We start from the raw sequence: 20,516 nt of genomic DNA on the forward strand, positions 1-20,516 counted from the left end.
GGCTTGCTGCCGTTTGAGCGGCGGCAGTCAATCGCGGGGAGGCATCCGAGTCAATCAGGCCGGCGCGCGGAAGCTCATCAGGCTGCGCGTCTTGTAATCGTAGAACTTGCCGGTCTCGGTCCAGTCGGGCGTGCACATCGGCACGATGAATTCGGCCACCTGCTCGGGCGTGTCGAGCGTCGCCGGATCCTCACCCGGCATCAGGGTGGCGCGCATGCGGGTGCGGACCGGGCCGGGGTTGAACAGGTTGACGCGCAGTTTCGTGTTCGCGGTCTCCTGCGCCCAGGCGCGGGCCAGCGTTTCCAGTGCGGCCTTGGACGCCGCGTAGGGGCTGACATAGGCGGTAGCCTTGTTGGCCGCACCCGAGGTGATGAACACGGCGCGGCCGGCATCGGACTGCTTCAGCAGCGGCTCCATGCAGCGGATCAGCTGGAAGTTCGCGGAGACGTTCACGGCCATCACGTCGTTGAAGGCCTTCAGCTCGATATGGCCGACCGGCGAGGACGGGCCGAGCACGCCGGCATTGCCCACCAGGATGTCGAGCTTGCCGTAGCGCTCGTGCAGGCCTGCGCCCAGCCGAGCGATGCCGTCGGAGTCGATGAGGTTGAGCGGCACCAAGGTGGCGCTGCCGCCGTCTTTCCGGATCTCGTCGTCGAGCTCCTCCAGCCCGCCCTGCGTGCGCGCCACCGCCACGATATGCGCGCCGGCTTTAGCGAGGGCCTTGGCCGTGGCGAAGCCGATGCCGCGCGAGGCGCCGGTGACGAGAGCGATGCGGTCGGTGAGGGGTTTGGTCATGGCGGGGTTTTACAGGCGTGGATGGCCGGGACAAGCCCCCATGGTCTCGTCATTCCGGGGCGGTCCGCAGGACCGACCCCGGAATCCAGAGCTTACGACACGATCTCGAGATTCCGGGTTCGCGCTGCGCGCGCCCCGGAATGACAGTGGTCAGCTCGCCTCCGCCAGCAGCGAGAGCTGCCGCGGCTGCGGCTCGGTCTGGGTCTGGTCGGTGAGATGGGTCGGATACGCCCCGGTGAAGCAGTGGTCCGAGAATTTCGGATTGGCGGGATCGCGGCCCGGTTCGCCCATGGCGCGGTACATGCCGTCGATCGACAGGAAGGCGAGCGAGTCTGCGCCGATGATCTCGCGCATCTCCTCGAGTGAATGCGTCGCCGCGAGCAGGCCGCCGCGGTCGGGCAGGTCGATGCCGTAATAATCGGGATAGAGGATCGGCGGCGAAGCGAGGCGGAAGTGCACTTCGGTCGCACCCGCATCGCGCATCATGCGCACGATCTTCTTCGAGGTGGTGCCGCGCACCAGGGAGTCGTCGATCAGGATGATACGCTTGCCTTCGATCGCAGCCCGGTTGGCCGAGTGCTTCATGCGCACGCCGGATTCGCGGATCGCCTGCGTCGGCTGGATGAAGGTACGGCCGACATAATGGTTGCGGATGATGCCGAGCTCGAACGGCACGCCGGAGAACTGGCTGTAGCCGACCGCCGCGGGTACGCCGGAATCCGGCACCGGCACCACGACGTCGACCGGCACGTGGCTCTCGCGCGCGAGCTGCGCACCGAAGTTCTTGCGCACCTCGTAGACCGAACGGCCGTGGACGATGGAATCCGGACGGGAGAAGTAGATATATTCGAAGATGCAGGGGCGGGGCGCCATCGGCGGGAACGGCTTGTGGATGTCCTGGCCGTTCTCGTCGAACACGATGACTTCGCCGGGCTCGATGTCGCGCACGAAGCGCGCGCCGATGATGTCGAGGGCGCAGGTCTCCGAGGTCAGGATCGGACAGCCGTCGAGCTCGCCGAGCACGAGCGGACGAATGCCGCGCGGATCGCGCGCGCCGACCAGCTTCTTGTTGGTCAGCGAGACCAGCGCATAGGCACCTTCGATCTCGCGCAGCGCGTCGACATAGCGCTCGATGAAACGGCTGCGCTTGGAGCGCGCAACCAAATGCAGGATCACCTCGGTGTCGGTGGTCGACTGCATCATCGCGCCGTTCTTCACGAGCTCGCGGCGCAGTGTCAGGCCGTTGGTGAGGTTGCCGTTATGCGCGACGGCAAGACCGCCGGCGTTGAGCTCGGCGAACAGCGGCTGCACGTTGCGCAGGATGGTGGCGCCGGTGGTGGAGTAACGGACATGGCCGACCGCGACATTGCCGGGCAGGCGGTCGATCACCTCGCGGCGGGAGAAGGTGTCGCCGACGAGGCCGAGGCGGCGTTCCGAGTGAAAGCGGCTGCCGTCGTAGGAGACGATGCCGGCGGCTTCCTGGCCGCGGTGCTGAAGAGCGTGGAGACCGAGCGCGGTGATGGCGGCGGCATCGGGATGGCCGTAGATGCCGAACACGCCGCATTCCTCTCGCAGCGTATCCCCCTCCAGATCGTCCTGGACCTCCAGAGCGGCCGGGCCCAAACCGGCCCTTGGATCGAGATCAAGCTGGGCGTCCTGGTCAGGGTGTCGCATCTCGTCCGCGCCTTTCTTTAGGGCCAATCAACGCGCCGCAGGTTTCTCGATCAGCTTTTTCAGGCTGTCACGAGCCGGTTTACTGTATCCGTCGCCACTGCCCGAAGGCTGCTGCTCGGATTCAGCTTGATCATCATCTGGTTTGTTTTTCTTGAATCTCTTCAAGATGGTGTTCTCGGGGTCGTCGGGCAAGAGGGCCATCAGCCAATCCCCGGTTCCCTGGAGCACCACGCGGGATTTCGCCCCTGTAACCCAGTCCGGACGCTGCTTGTCTGGAACCAGCCAGGTGAAGAACAGGAAGGCGACCACGACGATCAAAAGCCCGCGAGCCAGGCCAAACAGGAAGCCGAGCGTGCGGTCCAGCGCGCCGATGCGCGAATCCAGGATCATGTCCGAGATTCGGACCGTGATCACGGAGACCACGACCAGGGTGCCCACGAATACGCCGGCGACCACGACCACGCTCGCCACAGTGTCGTTGTTGAAATAGGTCTTGGCGGTCGGCAGCAGCTTCGAGAAGGAGTACAGCGTGACGATCGCGGCAGCGCCCCAGGCTGCGATCGACAGGATTTCGCGCATGAAGCCGCGGACCATGGCGAGCAGGCCCGAAATCAGCATCACACCGAGCAGGATCAGGTCGAGGAGTGTTACTGGCATCGGCTGGTCTGGTCCGCTCGTACTCTCAAAGGTGCTCTAGCGAATCGGTGTTTGGCCGCTGCCCTAAAAGACGGGCAGACGGCGTTCCCGGCAAGGCCGCAACCACGCAATCCCATGCTGCTTTTGTGACGGCTGTATAGCGGCGGGGGCCTCCGACGTCACCTCCGGCTAACCATCTCCACGGCGGAATCTTGCCGGTGTGGCATTTTTCTCTGCCGGCCCGTTCGATTCGCCCCGGCGCGAGCCGCGGGCGGCGATTTCGGCCACCAATGTCGTCAGGCTGTTGACCGCGTTCAGCGACAACCCGGCATCGGCGCTGGTCTCACCCCGGGCCGATTCGGGCAGCACGGCGCGCTGGAAGCCGAGTTTTGCCGCTTCCTTCAGCCGGGCTGGGGTCTGCGCGACGGGGCGGACCACGCCGGACAGCGAGATCTCACCGAAATAGACGGCATCGGTCGGTAACTGCGCATTAACCAGGGACGACACCAGTGCCGCCGCAGCGGCCAGATCCGCCGCCGGCTCGTTGATGCGCAGGCCGCCGGCGACATTGAGATAGACGTCATGGCCGGACAGCTTGACCCCGCAATGGGCTTCCAGCACCGCCAGCAGCATCGAGAGCCGGCTCGGGTCCCAGCCGACCACGGCCCGGCGCGGGGTGCCGAGCGAGGTCGGGGCCACGAGTGCCTGCAATTCCACCAGGACGGGCCTTGTGCCCTCGATTCCTGCGAACACGGCGGTGCCGGGCGTGCCGAGATCGCGCTCGGACAGGAACAGCTCGGAGGGGTTGGTGACCTCGCGCAGGCCGAGGCCCGTCATCTCGAACACGCCGATCTCGTCGGTCGGCCCGAACCGGTTCTTCACGGCACGGAGGATGCGGAATTGCTGCGAGCCTTCGCCCTCGAACGACATCACGGCATCGACCATGTGCTCGACCACGCGGGGGCCGGCGATCTGGCCGTCCTTGGTGACATGGCCGACCAGGATGATGGCAGCACCGGTCTTCTTGGCAAAGCGGATCAGCGCCTGCGCCGAGGCACGGACCTGGGTCACGGTGCCGGGCGCGGATTCCACCGTGTCGGTCCACATCGTCTGGATCGAGTCGATCACGATCAGCCGAGGGACCGCGCCCTCCGACAGCGTCGACACGATGTCCTCCACCGAAGTCTCGGCGGCGAGCTGCACCGGCGCATCCGACAGCCCAAGCCGCTCTGCGCGCAGGCGCACCTGCGCGACCGCCTCTTCACCGGAGATGTAGACGACGCGGTGGCCGGCGCGCGCCAGCAGGCTTGTCGCCTGCGTCAGCAGGGTGGATTTGCCGATGCCGGGATCGCCGCCGACCAGCAGCACCGAGCCGCGGACGAACCCGCCGCCGGTGACGCGGTCGAGCTCGGTCATCCCTGACGACAAACGCGGCGCATCCGGGCTTCTTCCGGCAAGGCTCTCCAGCGCAAACGTCCGTCCCTTGCGTTTGGAACGGATCGACACCGGCACGCTGCCGCTGGTGTCCTCCTCGGCCAGCGTGTTCCACTCGCCGCAGGACTCGCACTTACCCTGCCAGCGATTATAGGCCGCGCCGCAGTTCTGGCAGACGAAGGAGAGGGTGCTCTTGGCCATGGAACGAAGTGAGTCGCTACTTTGGGTGCGGCGTGCTTAGCACGATCAGACCCGAAGTTGCGAACCGTCTCCCGCTATCGCGCTCTTGGCAACTCGTCCTTGCGCTTGCACAGCACGTATGGCCTCCCGTCGATCTTGATCGCGCCGTTTGCGCCCGGGGCCAACTTGATCGCGACCTTGCTGCCGTTCGCGCCTCTGGTGAAGTCGTCCGAGAATTCGAAGCAGGTGGCGGACAGCACAAGGCCGTCGCCGGCCGGCACTGTGCGGTCGACGCGGCAGTGGTTTTCTTACCGATCGATCAGCGGGGCCGGCTTGCCCTTGATGGCGTTGTCGAGATCGATCATCGTCTTGCTGTCCGGGGCGTTCTTGTCGCGGCAATCCTGCTTGGTTAGAGCCCATAAACCGTCGAACGGCTGCGCGGCGAAAGTCGGCTGTGGTGCGGAAAGGACGATGCCGGCGGCAGCGACAATCAGGGGCACTGTGTGCATGCATTGGTCCTTCTCGGCGATATGTCTCGAAGGGAGCGCAGTCAGAACGCGTTGAACAGCATCGTCAAGCCCGCCGCCAGCATGATGCCATCCATCAGCAGGCGAAACATCTCCGGCTTCAGGTGCAGCACGAAACGCTTCGCGACGAAGGCGCCCGACATCAGCGAGGCGCCCGCGATCAGGCCCTTGACGAAGACCTCGCCGGTCAGGGCGCCGAAGCGCTCGAAGGTCACGGATTTCGCGAAGTAGAGGCCAAGCGAGGAGGCAGCTTCAGTCGCGAGGAAGGCGCCCTTGCTGAGCCCGTAAAACAGAAACAAGGGCACGCTGAGCGGGCCAGTCGAGACCACGATGCCGGTGAGATAGCCGATGACGGCGCCGCCGATCGCGAGATGCCAGAGATTGGCCTTCAGGTCGTGCTGCGCCAACCAGTGTCGCACCGGAACCATCGCGATCAGGAAGATGCCGATGGTGAGATCGACCGCGTGCGCGGGCAGCGCCAGCAGCGTCCGTGCGCCGAGCGCTGCGGCCGGAATGCCCGTCACCGAATAGGCCACGCAAGCCCGCCAGTCGACCTCGCGCCACCACGCCAAAATCCGTGAAAAGTTCGCCATCACAGAGGCCACCGCCATGATCGGCACGGCTTCCTTCGGCCCGTAGGCATAGACCAGCACCGGCATCAGCATGATCGACGAGCCGGTGCCGACGATGCCGGAGATGGTGCCGGCGATGAGGCCGACGCTGAGGACGAAGAGAAAGGCCAAAATGGGCTCCGCGAATCGGGAGAGTTTAGCCGCGCCCAGCGATATGGGCGATCCGTGAGGCGAGGGAACCGATCGCGCGACGCATCGGCATGCCGGTCTGGCCGGCTTTGAGACATTTCAATGCCGCGGCTTTGCAGCTTACCACGAGCGCGCTGCAGCGACACGCTTTCCCTGAGCATGGCTGCGAATGCGCCGACAAAGGTATCGCCGGCCCCATCGTATCGGCCGGCGAGCCGAACACCAGGGTCATGGAGAGGCGGTCAGCCTTGCTCGTCCATGACGCGCAGCTTCTCCACGCGGCGGCGGAAATCCTCGTCGGTCGAGAATTCGGCCGAGAGGTAGGAGGACACGAGATCCACAGCGAGCCAGGCGCCGACGATCTGCGCGCCGATGCACATGACGTTGACGTCGTCGTGCTCGACGCTCTGATGGGCGGAATGGACGTCATGGCAGACCGCGGCGCGGATGCCCTTCATTTTGTTGGCCGCGATCGAGGCGCCGACGCCGGTGCCGCACACCATGATGCCGCGTGCGGCTTCGCCCGAAGTCACCTTCTGCGCCACCGCGCGCGCGATGTCGGGGAAGTCCACCGGCTTGTCGTCATAGGAGCCGACGTCGATAACGTCGTGGCCGAGCTTGCGGATGTGATCGATGACGGTCTGCTTGAGCGGCCAGCCGGCGTGGTCGGATCCGATGACGAGACGCATGTAATATCCTTCTTGAGCTTGCATTGATCGTGACAGCCGTATGCGGCTGTCACGATTGTCCGTTTGATTCAGCTGCGCATGTCGGGCGGCAGTTCGACGCCGTGGAATTTCTTGTAGATCGCGTTGAGCTTGCCGTTCTTGACGTTCTCGGTGATCCAGGCGTTGAGCTTGTCCATCAGGCGCTGCTCGCCCTTCTTCAGGCCGATGGCGAGGTCGAAGGTCGCCAGCGGAATCCTGGACTCGAACACCCGCGAGGGGTTCTTCACCCCAATCTGGTTGATGATCGTCGCGGACGAGGCGACGCAGTCGACCTGGCCGGAGACGGCCGCCGTCACCATCGTGGCATCATCGTCGTAGCGGGCGATCTTGAGGTCCTTGTCCTTCATGTTGGACAGCGTCGTGTCCTGCGTGGTGCCGCGCGAGACGCCGATCGGCTTGTCCTTCAGGTCGGGCCAGTCCTTGACGGCCGACGATTTCAGGCAGCCGACATCGGATTGCAGCGTCGCATAGCGCTTGGTGAAGTCGATCACTTTGGCGCGGTCCGGCGTCACCGACAGGGTCGAGATGATGATGTCCGCCTTGCCGGTCAGGACGTTGGGGATCCGGGTCGCGCCGGTGGTCTGGATGAATTCCAGCTCGAGCCCCCAATCCTTGGCGAGCAGCTGGGCGACTTCGACGTCGGAGCCGGTCGGCTTCATCGTGGAATCCATCATGCCCGAGGGCGGAATGGCAAGGTCCGTCGAGATGCGGATTTTCTTCGCCTTCGTGATGTCGTCGAGCAGATCGGCAGATGCCGGCGTGGCTGATATCATGACGAGGCAGCACAGCGCGGCCGCCCCCAGCAATGTCTTGTTTGTCATCCTTGGTTCTCCTCTCCTATTATGATTTCAGGTTTCCCGTGCCCACGAATTGCATGAGCTCGGGCGTTACCGGCGACGTCAGGATCGAGGCGGGCCCAGTCTCGTGGACCTTGCCGCGATGCATGAAGACGATTCGGTCGGCGATGCCTTTGGCAAAGCCCATCTCGTGGGTGACCATCACCATGGTCATGCCATCAGCCGCGAGTTGCTCGATCACCTTCAGCACTTCGCCGGTGAGCTCCGGATCGAGCGCGGAAGTGACCTCGTCGAACAGCATCACCTTCGGCTGCATGGCAAGCGAGCGGGCGATCGCGGCGCGCTGCTGCTGGCCGCCCGAGAGCTGTTCGGGATAGGCATGCAGTTTCTCCTCGAGCCCGACCTGTGCGAGCACTTTTCGCGCGAGGTCCTTGGCTTGCGAAGCGGTCAGGCCCTTCACGGCACACGGCGCGAGCGTGATGTTCTGCTCGATCGTGAGGTGCGGAAACAGATTGTAGCTCTGGAACACGATGCCGACGTCCTGGCGCAGCGCACGCAGATCGACGTCCGGTCGGTCGACCCGGTGTCCGCAGACGACGATCTCGCCGCCGTCGACCTTCTCGAAGCGGTCGATGCAGCGCAGCGCCGTGCTCTTGCCGGAGCCGGAGCGTCCGATCAGCGCCAGCACCTCGCCGCGTTCGACGGCAAAGGAGACGCCGTCGAGCACCCGCAGCGGGCCAAAGCTTTTCTGCACGTCGCGAAGTGACACGATGGGCTCGGAGGAGAGGGCGTTTTGTTGCATGTCAGGCCGGCGCGAGGTTGGACCTGCCATACCCCATCCGCCGTTCCAGCCTCTGGCTGAACAGCGACAGGGGATAGCACATGGCGAAGTAGGTGGCGGCGATGATGGCGTAGATGGCGAACGGCTCGAACAGCGAGTTGTTGACGATCTGGCCCGAGCGCATCAGCTCGACGAAGCCAACGACGGAGGCGAGCGAGGTGTTCTTGATGATCTGCACCATGAAGCCGACGGTCGGAGGCGTCGCGATGCGGATCGCCTGCGGCAGGATCACCTTCATCATGCGCTGGGTCCGGCTCAGCGCCAGGCCTTCGGCAGCCTCCCATTGCGGCTTCGGCACGGACTCGATGCAGCCGCGCCAGATCTCGCCGAGATAGGCGGCAACATAGAGCGTCAGCGAGGCGCCGGCCGCCGCGAGCGGCGAGACCTTCAGGCCGATGGCGGCCAAGCCGAAATAGCCGAGGAACAGAATGACGAGCAGCGGCGTGCCCTGGACGAGCTGGACATAGACGGCACTGGCGATCCGCACCGATTTGAGCGGCGAGATACGCGCCAGCGCAATCACGAAGCCGACGATGCCGCCGCCGATCAGCGCGATCATGGACAATCCGATCGTCCACAGCGCGCCCTGGCCGAGGAACATCAGATGATTGATGTTGAGATGTCCGCCCATGGTCATCTCACAACGGCGTGCCGAGCCGGCGTCGGCGCGGAAACAGCACGAGGCCGAGGCCCCAGAAGCCCGCGCGCATCACCAACGACAGGATGACGTAGAGAACGGCCACGATGATGTAGGTCTCGAAGGCGCGATACGTGTCCGACTGGATGTAGTTCGCGACCGCGGTGAGCTCCTCGGCCGAGATCTGCGAGCAGACCGAGGAGGCCAGCATCAGCAGCACGAATTGGCTGGTCAGCGCCGGATAAACCTTCTCGATCGCCGGCAGCAGGATGATGTGCCAGTAGATCTGGAGACGCGACAGTGCCAGCCCTTCGGCGGCCTCGATCTGTCCGCGCGGGATCGCCTCGAAGCCGGCCCGCATGATCTCGGCGGTATAGGCGCCGACATTGATGGTCAGCGCGGCCACCGCCACGGTGAAGGCGGAGTACTTTAGGCCAAGGCTGGCGAGGCCGAAATAAACCAGGAAGATCTGCACGAGCAGTGGGGTGTTGCGGATGGTCTCGACATAGACCTTGCAGGCGCCCGCGATCAGCGCGTTATGCGTGCCGCGCCCGACCGCCGCAAGCGTTCCGAGCAGGGCGCCGAGCACGGTCGCGAAGAATGCCAACTCCAACGTGAGCGCGGCACCGGCCAGAAAACTTGGCCAGCGCTCCAGCACTGCGGGAAAGTCGAGTTGGAGGGTCATCGTATCGGGTTCAGCCCGTCACCTGGTTGGTCATGCGGTCATAGACGCGGAACAGCGCCTGGTTGCCGTTGCTGCCTTCGCCATGCGCGCGCGCATCGACATATTGACTGGTGACGAGCGCAGTGCCGGGCAGCGGCACGTTCAGCGCCTGCGCGTGCTCCTGCACCAGGCGCAGATCTTTCAGCATCAGGTCGATGCGGAAGCCGGCGCCGACGTCGCCCTCGATCATGGACGGGCCGAGCTTGTCGAGCATCCACGAGGCAGCCGAGCCGCCGAGCAGCACCCGACGCAGCAGGTTGAGATCGACCCCCGAGGCGCGCCCGAGCGCAACCGCCTCGCAAATGGCCTGGATGTTGATGCCGCAGATCAGCTGGTTGCAGAGTTTGACGGTCTGGCCAGCGCCGGAGGCTCCGACATGCGTGATGGTCGTGCCCATCGCACGGAAGAACGGCTCGGCTTTGGCAAAGGCTTCGGCATCGCCACCGGCCATGATCGACAGCGCAGCGTTCTTGGCGCCCACAGGCCCGCCCGAGACCGGCGCGTCGATGAAGCCGACACCGGCTTTTTGCAGCTCGGCATGGATACGACGGACGGCGACCGGCGAGATCGTGCTCATGTCGACGATCAGCTTGCCGGGAGGAGGGGACTTCAGGAGCCCATGGTCGCCGTAAATGGTCGCCTCGACATGGGGCGTGTCGGGCAGCATGGTGATGACGATCTCGGCGCCTTGCGCGGCGTCGGCGGGGCTGTTGGTGCGGGTCGCACCTTCCTTGACGCTTTCCGCCAGCGCGACTTCGTTCAGATCGAAGACGCGAACCGCGTGTCCGGCCGCCAGAAGGTTGCGCACCATCTCGCGTCCCATCGTGCCGATGCCTATGAAGCCGACATTGCCCTTGTCGTTCCGTCCCATGGTGTCAGTCCGTTTCTTGCTTGATTGGTTTCTTGCTTGATTGGCCTGCCGCGATCAACCTGAGGCGCTGGTCTTGTCGATGTCGCCGGCAACGGCGCGCCGCCGGTATTCGTCGCCGATGGCAAAATGCTTGCGCAGCGTCGCATCTGCGCGCTCCGGATCACGTGCAATGACCGCTTCGAAGATGCGCCGATGATCATCGATCAGATACGTCTTCATCGACGGGAAAGCCTGGACCAGCTCGCGGCGGCTGCGATGCGAATGCGTCAACAGGCCTCCCATCGAACTGTGTAGAACCGTCAACGTCTCCGAATGCGAGGCGACGACGATAGCGCGATGGAAGTCGAAGTCGGCCATGCCGCCGGCATCCGCCTCGTCGATCGTTTCCCCGATTTTTGCCAGCGCGCGTTGGAGACGTTCGAAATCGGCTATGTTGGCGCGTTCGCAGGCCAGCCTGATCGCCTGGCATTCAATCGCCACGCGGGCCTGCATGACGTCATCGAGCATGTCCGCCTGTTGGGCCAGCGCGAAGGTGAAGAAGTCATTCAGCACGGAGACGTCCGGCCGCGTCACCACGGTGCCGATGCGGTGGCGGATCTCGACGATGCCGAGGACGGTCAGGGCCCGCAGCGCTTCGCGGACAATCGGCCGGCTGACGCCGAGCAGGGTCGCCAGCTCGCGTTCGGAAATCAGCCGGTCGCCGGGCTTGAGCGAGCCCGCCAGCAGGCGCTCGCGCAAGAAGGCGAACACCTTCTCGAACCCTTTTTCGCCTTCGACCGCCCGCTTGAGCTCCATCCCACGTCTCTTGGTCTGATCCTGGTCAGACCAGTATGATAACCAGCACCGCTGAGGTCAAGAGGCTCAACATTGAATGGGTCGGAAAATGCGCGAACTGCTTCCAGACGGCCGGCTTGGAGGCCGACGAGTCAAATGGAATCGGAATACGCGTAACCCATTGAGCGGATAGGGGTGGGCTACTGTGCATGGGGTTGTTTTCCATGTTCTGTTGGAGCGACCGGATGACCGCCATCCGCGTGGGTTTTGAAACCCAATGGCGAGGCTGCTGACAGCATGTTGGCAGCAGCGGCCGGCTACGACCATGTCCTGACTAAAACGGAGAGAGGATCATGCCGATCGAGGCAAGCTGTCATTGCGGTGAGACGGTGTTCGAGGTGACGGAGGCGCCGTCGAGCGTGACGCGCTGCACCTGCACGCTCTGCACCAAGCGCGGCGCGCTATGGGCCTATTACACGCCGGCGCAGTTCCGCCTGCCCCCGACAACGTCGCGACCTATCTCTGGGGCAGCCGCTCCGTCAAGCATCACTTCTGTGCGAATTGCGGCTGCGGCACCTATTCGGAATCGCCGGACTGGTCGACGGGCAAGCCCGATTTCGACAATCCCAAGGTCGCCGTGAATGCGCGCCTGTTCGACGATTTCGATTTGGACGCGGTACCGGTGAACGTGATCGACGGCAGGAATCTGTGGTGAGGAGTCACCGCAACACGATCCACGCCGGCGCGTGATCGCTCGCGCCATCCTCGCCGCGGATCTTCTTGTCGACGCCGGCTTTGACCAGGCGCGGGGCGAGGGCAGGGCTGAGCAATAGATGATCAAGCCGCAGGCCCGCATCGCGCGGCCAGCGGTTTCGCTTGTAGTCCCAGAACGTGTAGATGCGCTCTTCGGGATGCAGTTCGCGGATCGCGTCGCACCAGCCTTGTTCGACCAGTGAGGCAAACGCCGCACGGCTCTTCGGCTGGATCAGCGCATCCTTGTCCCATGAGCGCGTCGGATAGATGTCGATCGCCGTCGGCGCGACGTTGTAGTCGCCGGCGAGCACCACCGGTAGCTCCTGCTTGATGAAGCTCTTGGCGTGGCGCCTCAGCCGCGCGAACCAGTCCAGCTTGTAATCGAATTTCGGCCCGGGCTGCGGGTTGCCGTTCGGCAGATAGATACTCGTGACGATGACGCCGCGGACGGCGGCTTCGATGTAGCGGGCTTCGTGATCGTCGGTCGTCCCCGGCAAGCGGTCGCGGGTGAGCACCGGCTCGGCGCTGCGGGCGAGGATGGCGACGCCGTTCCAGGTCTTTTGTCCACGCCAGACTGCGCCATAGCCGGCTTTTTCGATGGCCGCCGCCGGAAATTCGCCATCACTTGCCTTCAACTCCTGAAGCGCGACGACATCGGGCTTCGCGATCCGCAGCCATGCCAAGAGATTGGGCAGGCGGCGACTGACGTTGTTGATGTTGAATGTCGCAATCTTCATGTAGGGCTGACGCTTCTGCCTTCCGATTCCGGAGACACAATGTCCAAGTTGAGCTTTATTGCCATCGCACTTGTCGTCGCGTTCTCCGGAGGCGCATCGGCACAATCGTCCGATCCGCGCGGCGCGTGCAAGGCGGACTATGACAAATTCTGCGCCGGCATCGCGCCCGGCGGCGGCATCGTCGCCTGTCTGAACGGCAAGCGCGATCAGCTCAGCGCGACCTGCAAGGCGGCGCTGGACAACCGGAAAAAGAAGTAAGCGAGGAGCAGTTCAGCTCCGCAGCGGCGGCGGGCTTGCCGGCTGCTCGATCGACGGCGGGGAGGGCGGCTGCTCAACTGCCTGTGCGGCAGCTGGCTTTGTCACCGGCTCCACGATATTGCCGCCCTTGTAGAGGCGGGCATAGCGGCGGCCGAGGCTGGTCAGCACCTCATAGCCGATCGTGCCGAAATGATGCGCGAGCTCGTCGACGGTAATGCCCTCGCCGAGCAGCGTCACCATGTGGCCGCGCCGCGCCGCGTTCGGCGGCAGGTCGGTGATATCGATTGCGATCAGGTCCATCGAGATGCGGCCCGCGACCGGGCAGCGTTTTCCGGCCACGATGACTTCGGCGCCGCGGGTGCCGTCATTGGAGCTGGCGGCGCGGAAATAGCCGTCGGCATAGCCGACCGCGATGATCGCGAGCTTGGTCGGCCGCCGTGCGGTCCAGGTGCCGCCATAGCCGACGGTCTCGCCGCGCTCGATGGTGCGGATCTGCACGATGCGCGCCTTGAGATCCACGACTTGCTGCATCGGATTATCGGCCTCCGGCGTCGGATTGACGCCGTAGAGTGCGGCCCCAGGCCGCACCATGTCGAACTGGAAGGGCGCGCCCAGGAAGATGCCGGAGGAATTGGCGAGCGCCGCCGGCACGCCGGAGAACTCGCTGGCGATGCCGCGGAAGGCTGCGAGTTGTCTTGCATTCACCGGGCTGTTGAGCTGCTCGGCCGAGACCAAATGGCTCATCACCAGCGTGATGCCGTGATCGCCGGCATTGATGCGGGGGATGATGGCCTGCGCTTCCGCAAGCGTCAGGCCGAGCCGGTTCATGCCGGTGTCGATGTGAACAGCGGCGCCTCCGGTCCAGCCGGTGCGGCGGCAGAACACGTCCCATTCGGCGAGCTCGTTGAGGTCGCCGATCACCGGCCGGCAGTTGATCTTCGCATAGTGCTCGCCGGTGTTCTGGAAATAGCCGCTGAGCACGTAGATCGTGGGCTCCGGCACGGCCGCGCGCACCTTGCGCGCTTCCTCTATGGTGGCGACGAAGAAGGTCTTGCAGCCGGCCTTGCTCAGGGCACGCGCGACTTCGGCGGCGCCGCAGCCATAGGCGTCGGCCTTGATAACCGCCGAGCACTCGGCCGGCACCGCCGTCTTCTCGAGTTTGCGCCAATTGGCGATGATGGCGTCGAGATCGACGGTGAGCACGCCGCCATAGGCGGCGAGCGCGGCAGCCTGACTGGCCTCCGCGGAGAGAAGACCGGATTGCGGGATCGTTTTCGGGTCGGACGCCATTGTCATGGCGCCGTTTTACGCAAGAGGCCCCAAGGGTTCAACCCGGGGAACAGTTTCTAATAGTCGCTGCGATCCGGCAATTGGCCGTCATGGGCGAGGTCGCCGAAGCGGGTGACGGAGGCGTCGAAGTGCAGCTCGACCGTGCCGGTCGGGCCATGGCGCTGCTTGCCGATGATGACTTCGGCCCGGCCGACCGTGCGTTCCATGTCGGCCTGCCATTTGGCGTGCTCCTCAGTGCCGGGACGCGGCTCCTTCATGGCGAGGTAATATTCCTCGCGGAACACGAACAGCACGACGTCGGCGTCCTGCTCGATCGAGCCGGATTCGCGCAGGTCCGAGAGCTGCGGCCGCTTGTCGTCACGCGACTCCACCTGACGCGAAAGCTGAGACAGCGCGATCACGGGGACGTTGAGCTCCTTCGCCAGCGCCTTCAGGCTGGTCGTGATCTCCGTGATTTCCTGCACGCGGCTGTCGCTGGCGCGCTTGCCTGAGCCGGACAACAGCTGGATGTAGTCGATCACCAGGAGATCGAGGCCCTTCTGGCGCTTGAGTCGGCGGGCGCGCGCCATTAGCTGCGCGATCGACAGGCCGCCGGTGGCGTCGACATAGAACGGCAGCGATTGCAGCTCGATCGAGACCTGGCGGATCTTCTCGAAATCGGCTTCCGTGATGCCGCCGCGACGGATGTGCGAGGAGGGGATGCCGGTGCGCTCGGCCACGATACGCGTGGCGAGCTGGTCGGCCGACATTTCGCAGGAGAAAAAGCCGATCACGCCGCCATTGGCGGCCTTCATGGTGCCGTCGGCCTGGAGTTCCGGAACATAGGCTTGCGCGACGTTGTAGGCGATGTTGGTCGCCAGCGAGGTCTTGCCCATACCGGGACGTCCCGCCACGATGATGAGGTCGGAATGCTGCAAGCCGCCCATCTTGGTGTCGAGATCGCGCAGGCCCGTCGAGATGCCTGACAGCTTTCCGTCGCGCTGGAACGCCTTCGCCGCAAGATCGACGGCGACCGTCAGCGCCTGCGAGAATTTCTGGAAACCGCCGTCATAACGGCCAGACTCGGCAAGTTCGTAGAGCTTGCGTTCGGCGTCCTCAATCTGCGCCCGCGGCTGGAAATCGACGGGCGCGTCGTATGCGACATTGACCATGTCCTCGCCGATGCCGATCAGGTCGCGCCTGAGCGACAGGTCGTAGACGGTGCGGCCGTAATCCTGGGCGTTGATGATGGTGGTCGCTTCGGCCGCGAGCCGCGCCAGATATTGCCCGATGGTCATGCCGCCGACATCGGTATCGGCGGGAAGGAACGTCTTCAGCGTGACGGGCGTCGCGATCTTGCCCATCCGGATCAGGCTGCCGGCGGTCTCGAAAATGGTCTGGTGTAGCGGCTCGAAGAAATGCTTCGCCTCCAGGAAGTCGGAGACGCGATAGAAGGCGTCGTTGTTGACTAGGATCGCGCCCAGGAGGCTCTGTTCCGCCTCGATATTGTGCGGCGCGCTCCGATAGGCGGGCGTTCCGGCGTCGGGCGCGAGTTTGAGAACGTTCGAATCAGTCAGGGCCATGGTCGGACGTGCTTAGCAATTTTCTTGGGCGGATGCGGGGCGGGGATAAAGCGCCGCTGCAGGCGAAAGCGGAAGCAAAAGCTGACCGCTATCAACCGTTCAGTGAAAATGGTGGATGATTGGCCGCCGCAGCACGCCCCACGCTTGACGGATTTTCGCGGAACCGGGTGCGGCTTGGGAGCGGACGCACCCGCGCGGTGGAAAAAGCCTGAAGCCGTGAACCTTATGGATTGGCGCGCAGACCCATCGAAGAGCGCGCGAATTGACGCACGCTGGGAGCTTTCGGCTGGGATTCAGACCAGCAGGAGGTAGACCAGCGCAGCCAAGGCCGCCCCGACGCCAGTGACGATCAGGGCGTAATCGGTGCGGAGGTCGTTCTGCACGTCGAATGCGGTTTGGGTCTCTTTGCGCATGGCGACGATCTAAGCCAAGTCCGACCAGCTTTGTGTGAAGCAGATCACATCTTCCCGGATTCTTTCGGGTAGAGCCGGAACAGGCCGGCGGGCAGGGGGTTGTCCCCGACCCGCCAGCAGGGAGACGCAAGCGATGCGGCCAGAACGGCAGCAGCAGATGTGGCGAAGCGAGGCAGGCAGCCGGCTTTGGCTAGCTGGACTGATCGCGGCCATGGAGCACGCCGAGCGGCCTGAAGTGCGGCGTCAGCCGGTTGCACCTGAAGTGCTTTTGGAATTGCGGACGCAACTGGCGCTAAGCGCCTCCTTGCGGCTTTCCCAGATTTCCGGCCTGCATCATTAGGGCCTATTCACCTGCCAGCTTGAGCCTGGGCTTGGCGCCGCCCTCGATGGCCCGCAGCCGGGCCTCTTCGCGCGCGATGTAGTCGCGCGTCATCGGCACGATGCCCTGGCGCCGGGTGAGCTGGATCTGGAAGTTCATCATCGCCTGCTTGCGGAAGGTCATTTCGCAGGCCGCCAGGTAGAACTCCCACATCAGCGCGAAGCGCTCATCGTAGAGCTGCACGGCCTCCTCGCGCCGCGCCATGAAGCGCTCTCGCCAGGCTTTGAGCGTCTCGGCGTAGTGCAGGCGCAGGATCTCGATGTCGCAGACCAATAGGCCCGCCCGCTCGATCGACGGCAGCACCTCGGACAGCGCGGGGATGTAGCCGCCGGGGAAGATGTATTTGGCGATCCAGGGATTGGTCGAGTCCGGTCCCTGCGAACGGCCGATCGAATGCAGCAGCATGACCCCGTCCTCGCTCAGGAGCTCGGCGCAGCGCTGGAAGTAGGTGTCGTAGAAGCGGGCGCCGACATGCTCGAACATGCCGACTGAGACGATGCGGTCGAATGGGCCTTCGATGTCGCGGTAGTCCTGCAGCAGGAATTTGGCCGAGCCCGTCAGCCCCTTTTCGGCGGCGCGTGCATTGGCGATCCGCAATTGCTCGGTTGACAGAGTGATGCCGGTGACGTCGGCGCCCGCGATCTCGGCAAGATAGAGCCCGAGCCCGCCCCAGCCCGAGCCGATGTCGAGCACACGCTGGCGGACCCCGACGAGCAGCTTCGCGGCGATGTGCCGCTTCTTGGCGAGCTGCGCGTCATCGAGCGTCGTCTCCGGCGTCTCGAAATAGGCGCAGCTATATTGCTTGTCGGCATCAAGAAAGAGCGAATAGAGCCGGGCGTCGAGATCGTAGTGGTGCGCCACGTTACTGCGCGAGCGCGAGCGCGGATTGAACTGCTTGAGGTGGCGCGTCAGATAGCGCAGGTGCCACCACGGTTTGGCCCACTGCGGCAATAGGTCGGGTTGATCCAGCAGGATCGCGAGGGCATCAGCTATGGTGCCGTGTTCGACCACGAACTCGCCATCCATGTAGGCTTCGCCAAGCCCGAGTTCGGGATTGATGAGGATTTTTCGTTCTGCGTCTTTCGTGACGAAGCGGACTGCGACCGGGGCGCCGGAGCCGTCACCGACGGTGAACGTCGTCCCGCTTGCGCTGGTCACCGTCATCGACCCGCGCCGGATGAATTGAGACAGAAACTTATGCAACAAGCGGTCCATCGGCATTTCCTCTCGAGCGGACCCGAAAGATGCGACTAACCCGGCCTTCATATCTGACGCCCAGGCGCCGCAGCGGTTCCTATGCGTTTGCATCTAAAATCTAGCGAGCCAGTTCCGGCTCCGCCATTGCGCTGTGCTCAAAGCCGATATTCGAAAAGCGCTTAATCACATCCTTGCGCGCGGGCCTGCTTCCATTCGCGGCGCAATCGGATAAAAGGTGACCGCCGCCGCGCGGGATGCCGGTGCACCTCTCGTATTTCAGTGGAGATGATGGGAAATGTCGAGCCGAGCGTTCAGTCTCGCGACGGTACTGCTTCTGATCGGCTTCGGCGCGACCGATACCGTTCTTGCGCAGGCAACGAACCTCGAGGCCGGCAAGACTCCGTCCCAGCTCTTCGCGCAGACCTGCAATGCCTGCCACAAGAGCCCGCGTGGACTTCTGAAGTCCGTGGCGCCGAGTTCGCTGCCGGGATTCCTGCGCCAGCACTACACCACGAGCTCGGACATGGCGGGCATTCTCGCCTCCTACCTCGTCTCCAATGGTGCCACCGACACCCGGTATCAGGCCAAGGACGGCAGGGACAAGAAGGACGGCACCAGGGAGCGAGAAGCCAATACAGCTCCGGGCCAGTCCGAACATCAGGGCCGCCGCCAGCGCTCGCAGGAGGCCGCCAAGCCGGAGGGCGAGGGGTCCGCTCCTGCGGTCGAGGGCCCGCGCCAAAAGCGTGCTGCGCGGCCGGCCGACGAAGGCATGAAATCCGAAGGCCAGGCAGCACCCGAGGGACGCAAGGCCAAGCGCCGCGGGAAGCCCGGCACTGAGGAAGCACCGAAGTTCGACGCCGCCGCGCCGGCCACTGAAGACAAGAAGAGCGAGCCGAAGGCCGAGTCGAAGCCTGAGACGGTCAAGCCCGACAGGGCCAAGGTCGAGCCGAATCGTGACGAGACCGAGCCCGACAGTGGCACGGCATCGGAGAAGCCCGCCGACGCCATGCCTGATAGCGCGAAGGTAGAGCCGCGCGGCAGTGAAGCTCCGTCGCTGCGCCCGGATCCGGTGCCGCAGGTGACGCCGTCTGCACCAGCCGCCGTGAAGCCGACCGAGCCGGCCGCGCCCAGAGCGACGGAAGAGGCGGCTCCGACTGCGCCTGCTGCCAGCTCCGAACCGGCCAAGGCGCCGGCACCTCCCGCGACCGCTGCAGCCCCGCCTGCGCCGCCGGCCGAGTCGTCCGGCCCGCCGACGCCGCCGATCTCGCGCTAAACCAGCTTGGTTTTGATGGACATGCGCCGACCGCGTTGATCGCGGCCTCCGCACCGTATTGACGAGGCCTAGAGTGATACTCTAGATTAATGCTCTAGGAGGCGGCAATGACGTCGAACGTGCGAGACGACCTGTTGGCGGCCGGGCTGATCGTGTTCGACCGCGTCGGCTTCGAAGCCGCGACGGTGGCTGCGATCCGCACCCGGGCGCGCGCCTCCAATGGCAGCTTCTTTCACGCCTTCGGCTCAAAGAAGGAGCTCGCCGGTGCGCTGTTCCTGCAGGTCCTGCGGCACTATCACGCCGCAATGCTGACCGCGCTCAATCCCGTGCCCGGTGCGGAGCAGGGCATCGATCGGCTGATCCGGGCGCATCTTGAGTGGGTCGTGAGCAGCCGGCGCGAGGCGCGCTACCTCTTCGAGATTTCCCGCAGCGAGTGGGGCGAGGAGGTTCGCGATGCCCAGCGCGCGCAGAACGCGCGCCTCGCCGACGGCATCGAGCGCTGGCGCGCGCCGCTGGTTGCACGCGGTGAGCTCTTGCCGATGACGCCGGCAATGTTCATCAGCCAGCTGATCGGGCCGGCGCAGATCTTCTGCCGCGCCTTCCTGTCGGGACGCGACCACACCGACCCTCGCGGGGAGGCCGACATACTGATCGCCTGCGCCATTCGGGCGCTAAGGCCGTTCGACCGCATCAACCAGCAACAGGACAGAGTGCATGTCAGCCGCAGCTGATCCGGAGTTCGCACCGATTGCCGACCGCATCCACGCCAATGTCGGCCGGCAGGGCTTCATGACCCTGGTCGGCGCCGAGCTTTCGGACTTGTCGCGCGGCAGCTGCACGATCGCCGTGGATCGCCGGCCGGAGCTGCTGCAGCAGCACGGCTTCTTCCACGGCGGCGTCACCGCCTTCCTGATCGACAACGCCACAACGATCGCAGCCGCGACCTCGCGTGGCCAGCCGGCGCTGACGGCGGAGTACAAGCTCAATTTATTGTCGCCTGCAGTCGGCGAGAAGCTGATCTGCCGTGCCCGGGTGATCAAGCCGGGCCGTCAGGTCTCGGTGGTTGCGGCCGACGTATTCTGCGTCAGCGACGGCGTCGAGAAGCACACGGCAACGGCGCTGGCCTCGATTGCGATGCTGAGCGAGGACGCCGCGAAAACGAAAAGCCCGGCCGCCTGAGGCAGCCGGGCTGATTTTGAGCTCGTCATTCCGGGGCTCGCGAAGCGAGAACCCGGAATCTCGAGATTCCGGGTCTGGTCCTTCGGACCATCCCGG

General features: G+C 64.7%; 21 protein-coding genes and 2 pseudogenes. 5 read left to right on the forward strand and 18 right to left on the reverse strand.

Annotated features, from left to right (window positions below; genetic code table 11):
• Positions 1-54: 54 nt before the first annotated feature.
• From IVB01_RS18440 to IVB01_RS18505, 14 genes and pseudogenes are all read right to left on the reverse strand, one after another.
• Complete coding sequence (locus IVB01_RS18440) at positions 55-795, reverse strand: SDR family NAD(P)-dependent oxidoreductase (protein ID WP_247281644.1); 741 nt, start codon at positions 793-795, stop codon at positions 55-57.
• A 150-nt stretch (positions 796-945) separates the two neighbouring features.
• Positions 946-2,469: an amidophosphoribosyltransferase gene (purF, locus tag IVB01_RS18445; RefSeq protein ID WP_247281643.1), complete on the reverse strand. Its 1,524-nt coding sequence runs from the start codon at positions 2,467-2,469 to the stop codon at positions 946-948.
• 27 nt (positions 2,470-2,496) lie between these two features.
• Positions 2,497-3,126, reverse strand: coding sequence for a CvpA family protein (locus IVB01_RS18450; protein WP_018317599.1), 630 nt, complete (start codon positions 3,124-3,126; stop codon positions 2,497-2,499).
• Positions 3,127-3,294: 168 nt separating this feature from the next.
• On the reverse strand, positions 3,295-4,740 hold the full coding sequence (gene radA / locus IVB01_RS18455; protein ID WP_247494723.1) for a DNA repair protein RadA: 1,446 nt from the start codon (positions 4,738-4,740) through the stop codon (positions 3,295-3,297).
• Positions 4,741-4,814: 74 nt separating this feature from the next.
• A complete protein-coding gene (locus IVB01_RS18460; protein ID WP_247281641.1) occupies positions 4,815-5,000 on the reverse strand; it encodes a hypothetical protein in 186 nt (61 codons plus the stop codon).
• 27 nt (positions 5,001-5,027) lie between these two features.
• Complete coding sequence (locus tag IVB01_RS18465; protein WP_247281640.1) at positions 5,028-5,228, reverse strand: hypothetical protein; 201 nt, start codon at positions 5,226-5,228, stop codon at positions 5,028-5,030.
• A gap of 41 nt (positions 5,229-5,269) precedes the next feature.
• Positions 5,270-5,989, reverse strand: a complete 720-nt coding sequence (locus IVB01_RS18470; RefSeq protein ID WP_247449270.1) for a sulfite exporter TauE/SafE family protein — start codon at positions 5,987-5,989, stop codon at positions 5,270-5,272.
• Between the two features lie 260 nt (positions 5,990-6,249).
• A complete protein-coding gene (rpiB, locus tag IVB01_RS18475) occupies positions 6,250-6,696 on the reverse strand; it encodes a ribose 5-phosphate isomerase B (protein WP_212433903.1) in 447 nt (148 codons plus the stop codon).
• Positions 6,697-6,764: 68 nt separating this feature from the next.
• Positions 6,765-7,556 (reverse strand): transporter substrate-binding domain-containing protein, encoded by a 792-nt coding sequence (locus IVB01_RS18480; protein WP_247281638.1) that lies wholly within the window; start codon positions 7,554-7,556, stop codon positions 6,765-6,767.
• Between the two features lie 19 nt (positions 7,557-7,575).
• Positions 7,576-8,334: an amino acid ABC transporter ATP-binding protein gene (locus IVB01_RS18485; RefSeq protein ID WP_247281637.1), complete on the reverse strand. Its 759-nt coding sequence runs from the start codon at positions 8,332-8,334 to the stop codon at positions 7,576-7,578.
• A gap of 1 nt (position 8,335) precedes the next feature.
• Positions 8,336-9,004, reverse strand: coding sequence for an amino acid ABC transporter permease (locus IVB01_RS18490; RefSeq protein ID WP_247281636.1), 669 nt, complete (start codon positions 9,002-9,004; stop codon positions 8,336-8,338).
• Positions 9,005-9,011: 7 nt separating this feature from the next.
• Positions 9,012-9,695, reverse strand: coding sequence for an amino acid ABC transporter permease (locus IVB01_RS18495; RefSeq protein ID WP_247281635.1), 684 nt, complete (start codon positions 9,693-9,695; stop codon positions 9,012-9,014).
• 10 nt (positions 9,696-9,705) lie between these two features.
• Positions 9,706-10,632 (reverse strand): annotated as a pseudogene (locus IVB01_RS18500) (NAD(P)-dependent oxidoreductase); the annotation flags it as partial.
• Positions 10,633-10,659: 27 nt separating this feature from the next.
• Positions 10,660-11,400, reverse strand: coding sequence for a FadR/GntR family transcriptional regulator (locus IVB01_RS18505; protein ID WP_247281633.1), 741 nt, complete (start codon positions 11,398-11,400; stop codon positions 10,660-10,662).
• A gap of 332 nt (positions 11,401-11,732) precedes the next feature.
• Between IVB01_RS18505 and IVB01_RS18510 the strand changes: the two are divergent.
• Positions 11,733-12,094, forward strand: a pseudogene (locus IVB01_RS18510) (GFA family protein).
• A gap of 4 nt (positions 12,095-12,098) precedes the next feature.
• Here the strand turns inward: IVB01_RS18510 and IVB01_RS18515 are convergent.
• Entirely contained in the window at positions 12,099-12,869 is a 771-nt protein-coding gene (locus IVB01_RS18515) for an exodeoxyribonuclease III (RefSeq protein ID WP_247281632.1), read from the reverse strand.
• A gap of 39 nt (positions 12,870-12,908) precedes the next feature.
• Between IVB01_RS18515 and IVB01_RS18520 the strand changes: the two genes are divergently transcribed.
• Positions 12,909-13,127 (forward strand): cysteine rich repeat-containing protein, encoded by a 219-nt coding sequence (locus IVB01_RS18520; RefSeq protein ID WP_247281631.1) that lies wholly within the window; start codon positions 12,909-12,911, stop codon positions 13,125-13,127.
• Positions 13,128-13,139: 12 nt separating this feature from the next.
• Here IVB01_RS18520 and alr read toward each other — a convergent pair whose 3' ends face one another.
• The 3 genes from alr to IVB01_RS18535 all read right to left on the reverse strand — a co-directional run bounded on the left by alr (position 13,140) and on the right by IVB01_RS18535 (position 17,986).
• Complete coding sequence (alr, locus tag IVB01_RS18525; RefSeq protein ID WP_247281688.1) at positions 13,140-14,417, reverse strand: alanine racemase; 1,278 nt, start codon at positions 14,415-14,417, stop codon at positions 13,140-13,142.
• 56 nt (positions 14,418-14,473) lie between these two features.
• Complete coding sequence (locus IVB01_RS18530) at positions 14,474-15,979, reverse strand: replicative DNA helicase (protein ID WP_247281630.1); 1,506 nt, start codon at positions 15,977-15,979, stop codon at positions 14,474-14,476.
• Between the two features lie 756 nt (positions 15,980-16,735).
• Positions 16,736-17,986, reverse strand: coding sequence for a cyclopropane-fatty-acyl-phospholipid synthase family protein (locus IVB01_RS18535; protein WP_247281628.1), 1,251 nt, complete (start codon positions 17,984-17,986; stop codon positions 16,736-16,738).
• A 277-nt stretch (positions 17,987-18,263) separates the two neighbouring features.
• Between IVB01_RS18535 and IVB01_RS18540 the strand changes: the two genes are divergently transcribed.
• From IVB01_RS18540 to IVB01_RS18550, 3 genes are all read left to right on the forward strand, one after another.
• The gene (locus IVB01_RS18540; protein ID WP_247281627.1) at positions 18,264-19,241 is read left to right on the forward strand and encodes a hypothetical protein; all 978 of its coding nucleotides are present in this window, start codon (positions 18,264-18,266) and stop codon (positions 19,239-19,241) included.
• Positions 19,242-19,348: 107 nt separating this feature from the next.
• Positions 19,349-19,972 carry a TetR/AcrR family transcriptional regulator gene (locus tag IVB01_RS18545; protein ID WP_247281626.1) on the forward strand — a complete coding sequence of 208 codons (624 nt, stop codon included), beginning with the start codon at positions 19,349-19,351 and terminating at the stop codon, positions 19,970-19,972.
• On the forward strand, positions 19,956-20,420 hold the full coding sequence (locus IVB01_RS18550; protein ID WP_247281625.1) for a PaaI family thioesterase: 465 nt from the start codon (positions 19,956-19,958) through the stop codon (positions 20,418-20,420). Before IVB01_RS18545 ends, IVB01_RS18550 begins: the two co-directional genes overlap by 17 nt.
• Positions 20,421-20,516: the final 96 nt, after the last annotated feature.

This window comes from Bradyrhizobium sp. 164, assembly GCF_023073715.1.
In the GTDB taxonomy this organism is placed as follows: Bacteria; Pseudomonadota; Alphaproteobacteria; order Rhizobiales; family Xanthobacteraceae; genus Bradyrhizobium.

Excerpts from the sequence above, each read along its gene's own strand:
- IVB01_RS18490 (WP_247281636.1), bottom strand. The coding sequence starts at position 9,004 with ATGGGCGGACATCTCAACATCAATCATCTGATGTTCCTCGGCCAGGGC.
- IVB01_RS18550 (WP_247281625.1), top strand. The coding sequence starts at position 19,956 with ATGTCAGCCGCAGCTGATCCGGAGTTCGCACCGATTGCCGACCGCATC.
- purF (WP_247281643.1), bottom strand. The coding sequence starts at position 2,469 with ATGCGACACCCTGACCAGGACGCCCAGCTTGATCTCGATCCAAGGGCC.
- IVB01_RS18530 (WP_247281630.1), bottom strand. The coding sequence starts at position 15,979 with ATGGCCCTGACTGATTCGAACGTTCTCAAACTCGCGCCCGACGCCGGA.
- IVB01_RS18540 (WP_247281627.1), top strand. The coding sequence starts at position 18,264 with ATGTCGAGCCGAGCGTTCAGTCTCGCGACGGTACTGCTTCTGATCGGC.
- IVB01_RS18515 (WP_247281632.1), bottom strand. The coding sequence starts at position 12,869 with ATGAAGATTGCGACATTCAACATCAACAACGTCAGTCGCCGCCTGCCC.
- IVB01_RS18545 (WP_247281626.1), top strand. The coding sequence starts at position 19,349 with ATGACGTCGAACGTGCGAGACGACCTGTTGGCGGCCGGGCTGATCGTG.
- IVB01_RS18535 (WP_247281628.1), bottom strand. The coding sequence starts at position 17,986 with ATGGACCGCTTGTTGCATAAGTTTCTGTCTCAATTCATCCGGCGCGGG.
- rpiB (WP_212433903.1), bottom strand. The coding sequence starts at position 6,696 with ATGCGTCTCGTCATCGGATCCGACCACGCCGGCTGGCCGCTCAAGCAG.
- IVB01_RS18485 (WP_247281637.1), bottom strand. The coding sequence starts at position 8,334 with ATGCAACAAAACGCCCTCTCCTCCGAGCCCATCGTGTCACTTCGCGAC.
- IVB01_RS18465 (WP_247281640.1), bottom strand. The coding sequence starts at position 5,228 with ATGCACACAGTGCCCCTGATTGTCGCTGCCGCCGGCATCGTCCTTTCC.
- IVB01_RS18450 (WP_018317599.1), bottom strand. The coding sequence starts at position 3,126 with ATGCCAGTAACACTCCTCGACCTGATCCTGCTCGGTGTGATGCTGATT.
- IVB01_RS18505 (WP_247281633.1), bottom strand. The coding sequence starts at position 11,400 with ATGGAGCTCAAGCGGGCGGTCGAAGGCGAAAAAGGGTTCGAGAAGGTG.
- IVB01_RS18520 (WP_247281631.1), top strand. The coding sequence starts at position 12,909 with ATGTCCAAGTTGAGCTTTATTGCCATCGCACTTGTCGTCGCGTTCTCC.
- IVB01_RS18495 (WP_247281635.1), bottom strand. The coding sequence starts at position 9,695 with ATGACCCTCCAACTCGACTTTCCCGCAGTGCTGGAGCGCTGGCCAAGT.
- alr (WP_247281688.1), bottom strand. The coding sequence starts at position 14,417 with ATGGCGTCCGACCCGAAAACGATCCCGCAATCCGGTCTTCTCTCCGCG.
- IVB01_RS18440 (WP_247281644.1), bottom strand. The coding sequence starts at position 795 with ATGACCAAACCCCTCACCGACCGCATCGCTCTCGTCACCGGCGCCTCG.
- radA (WP_247494723.1), bottom strand. The coding sequence starts at position 4,740 with ATGGCCAAGAGCACCCTCTCCTTCGTCTGCCAGAACTGCGGCGCGGCC.
- IVB01_RS18480 (WP_247281638.1), bottom strand. The coding sequence starts at position 7,556 with ATGACAAACAAGACATTGCTGGGGGCGGCCGCGCTGTGCTGCCTCGTC.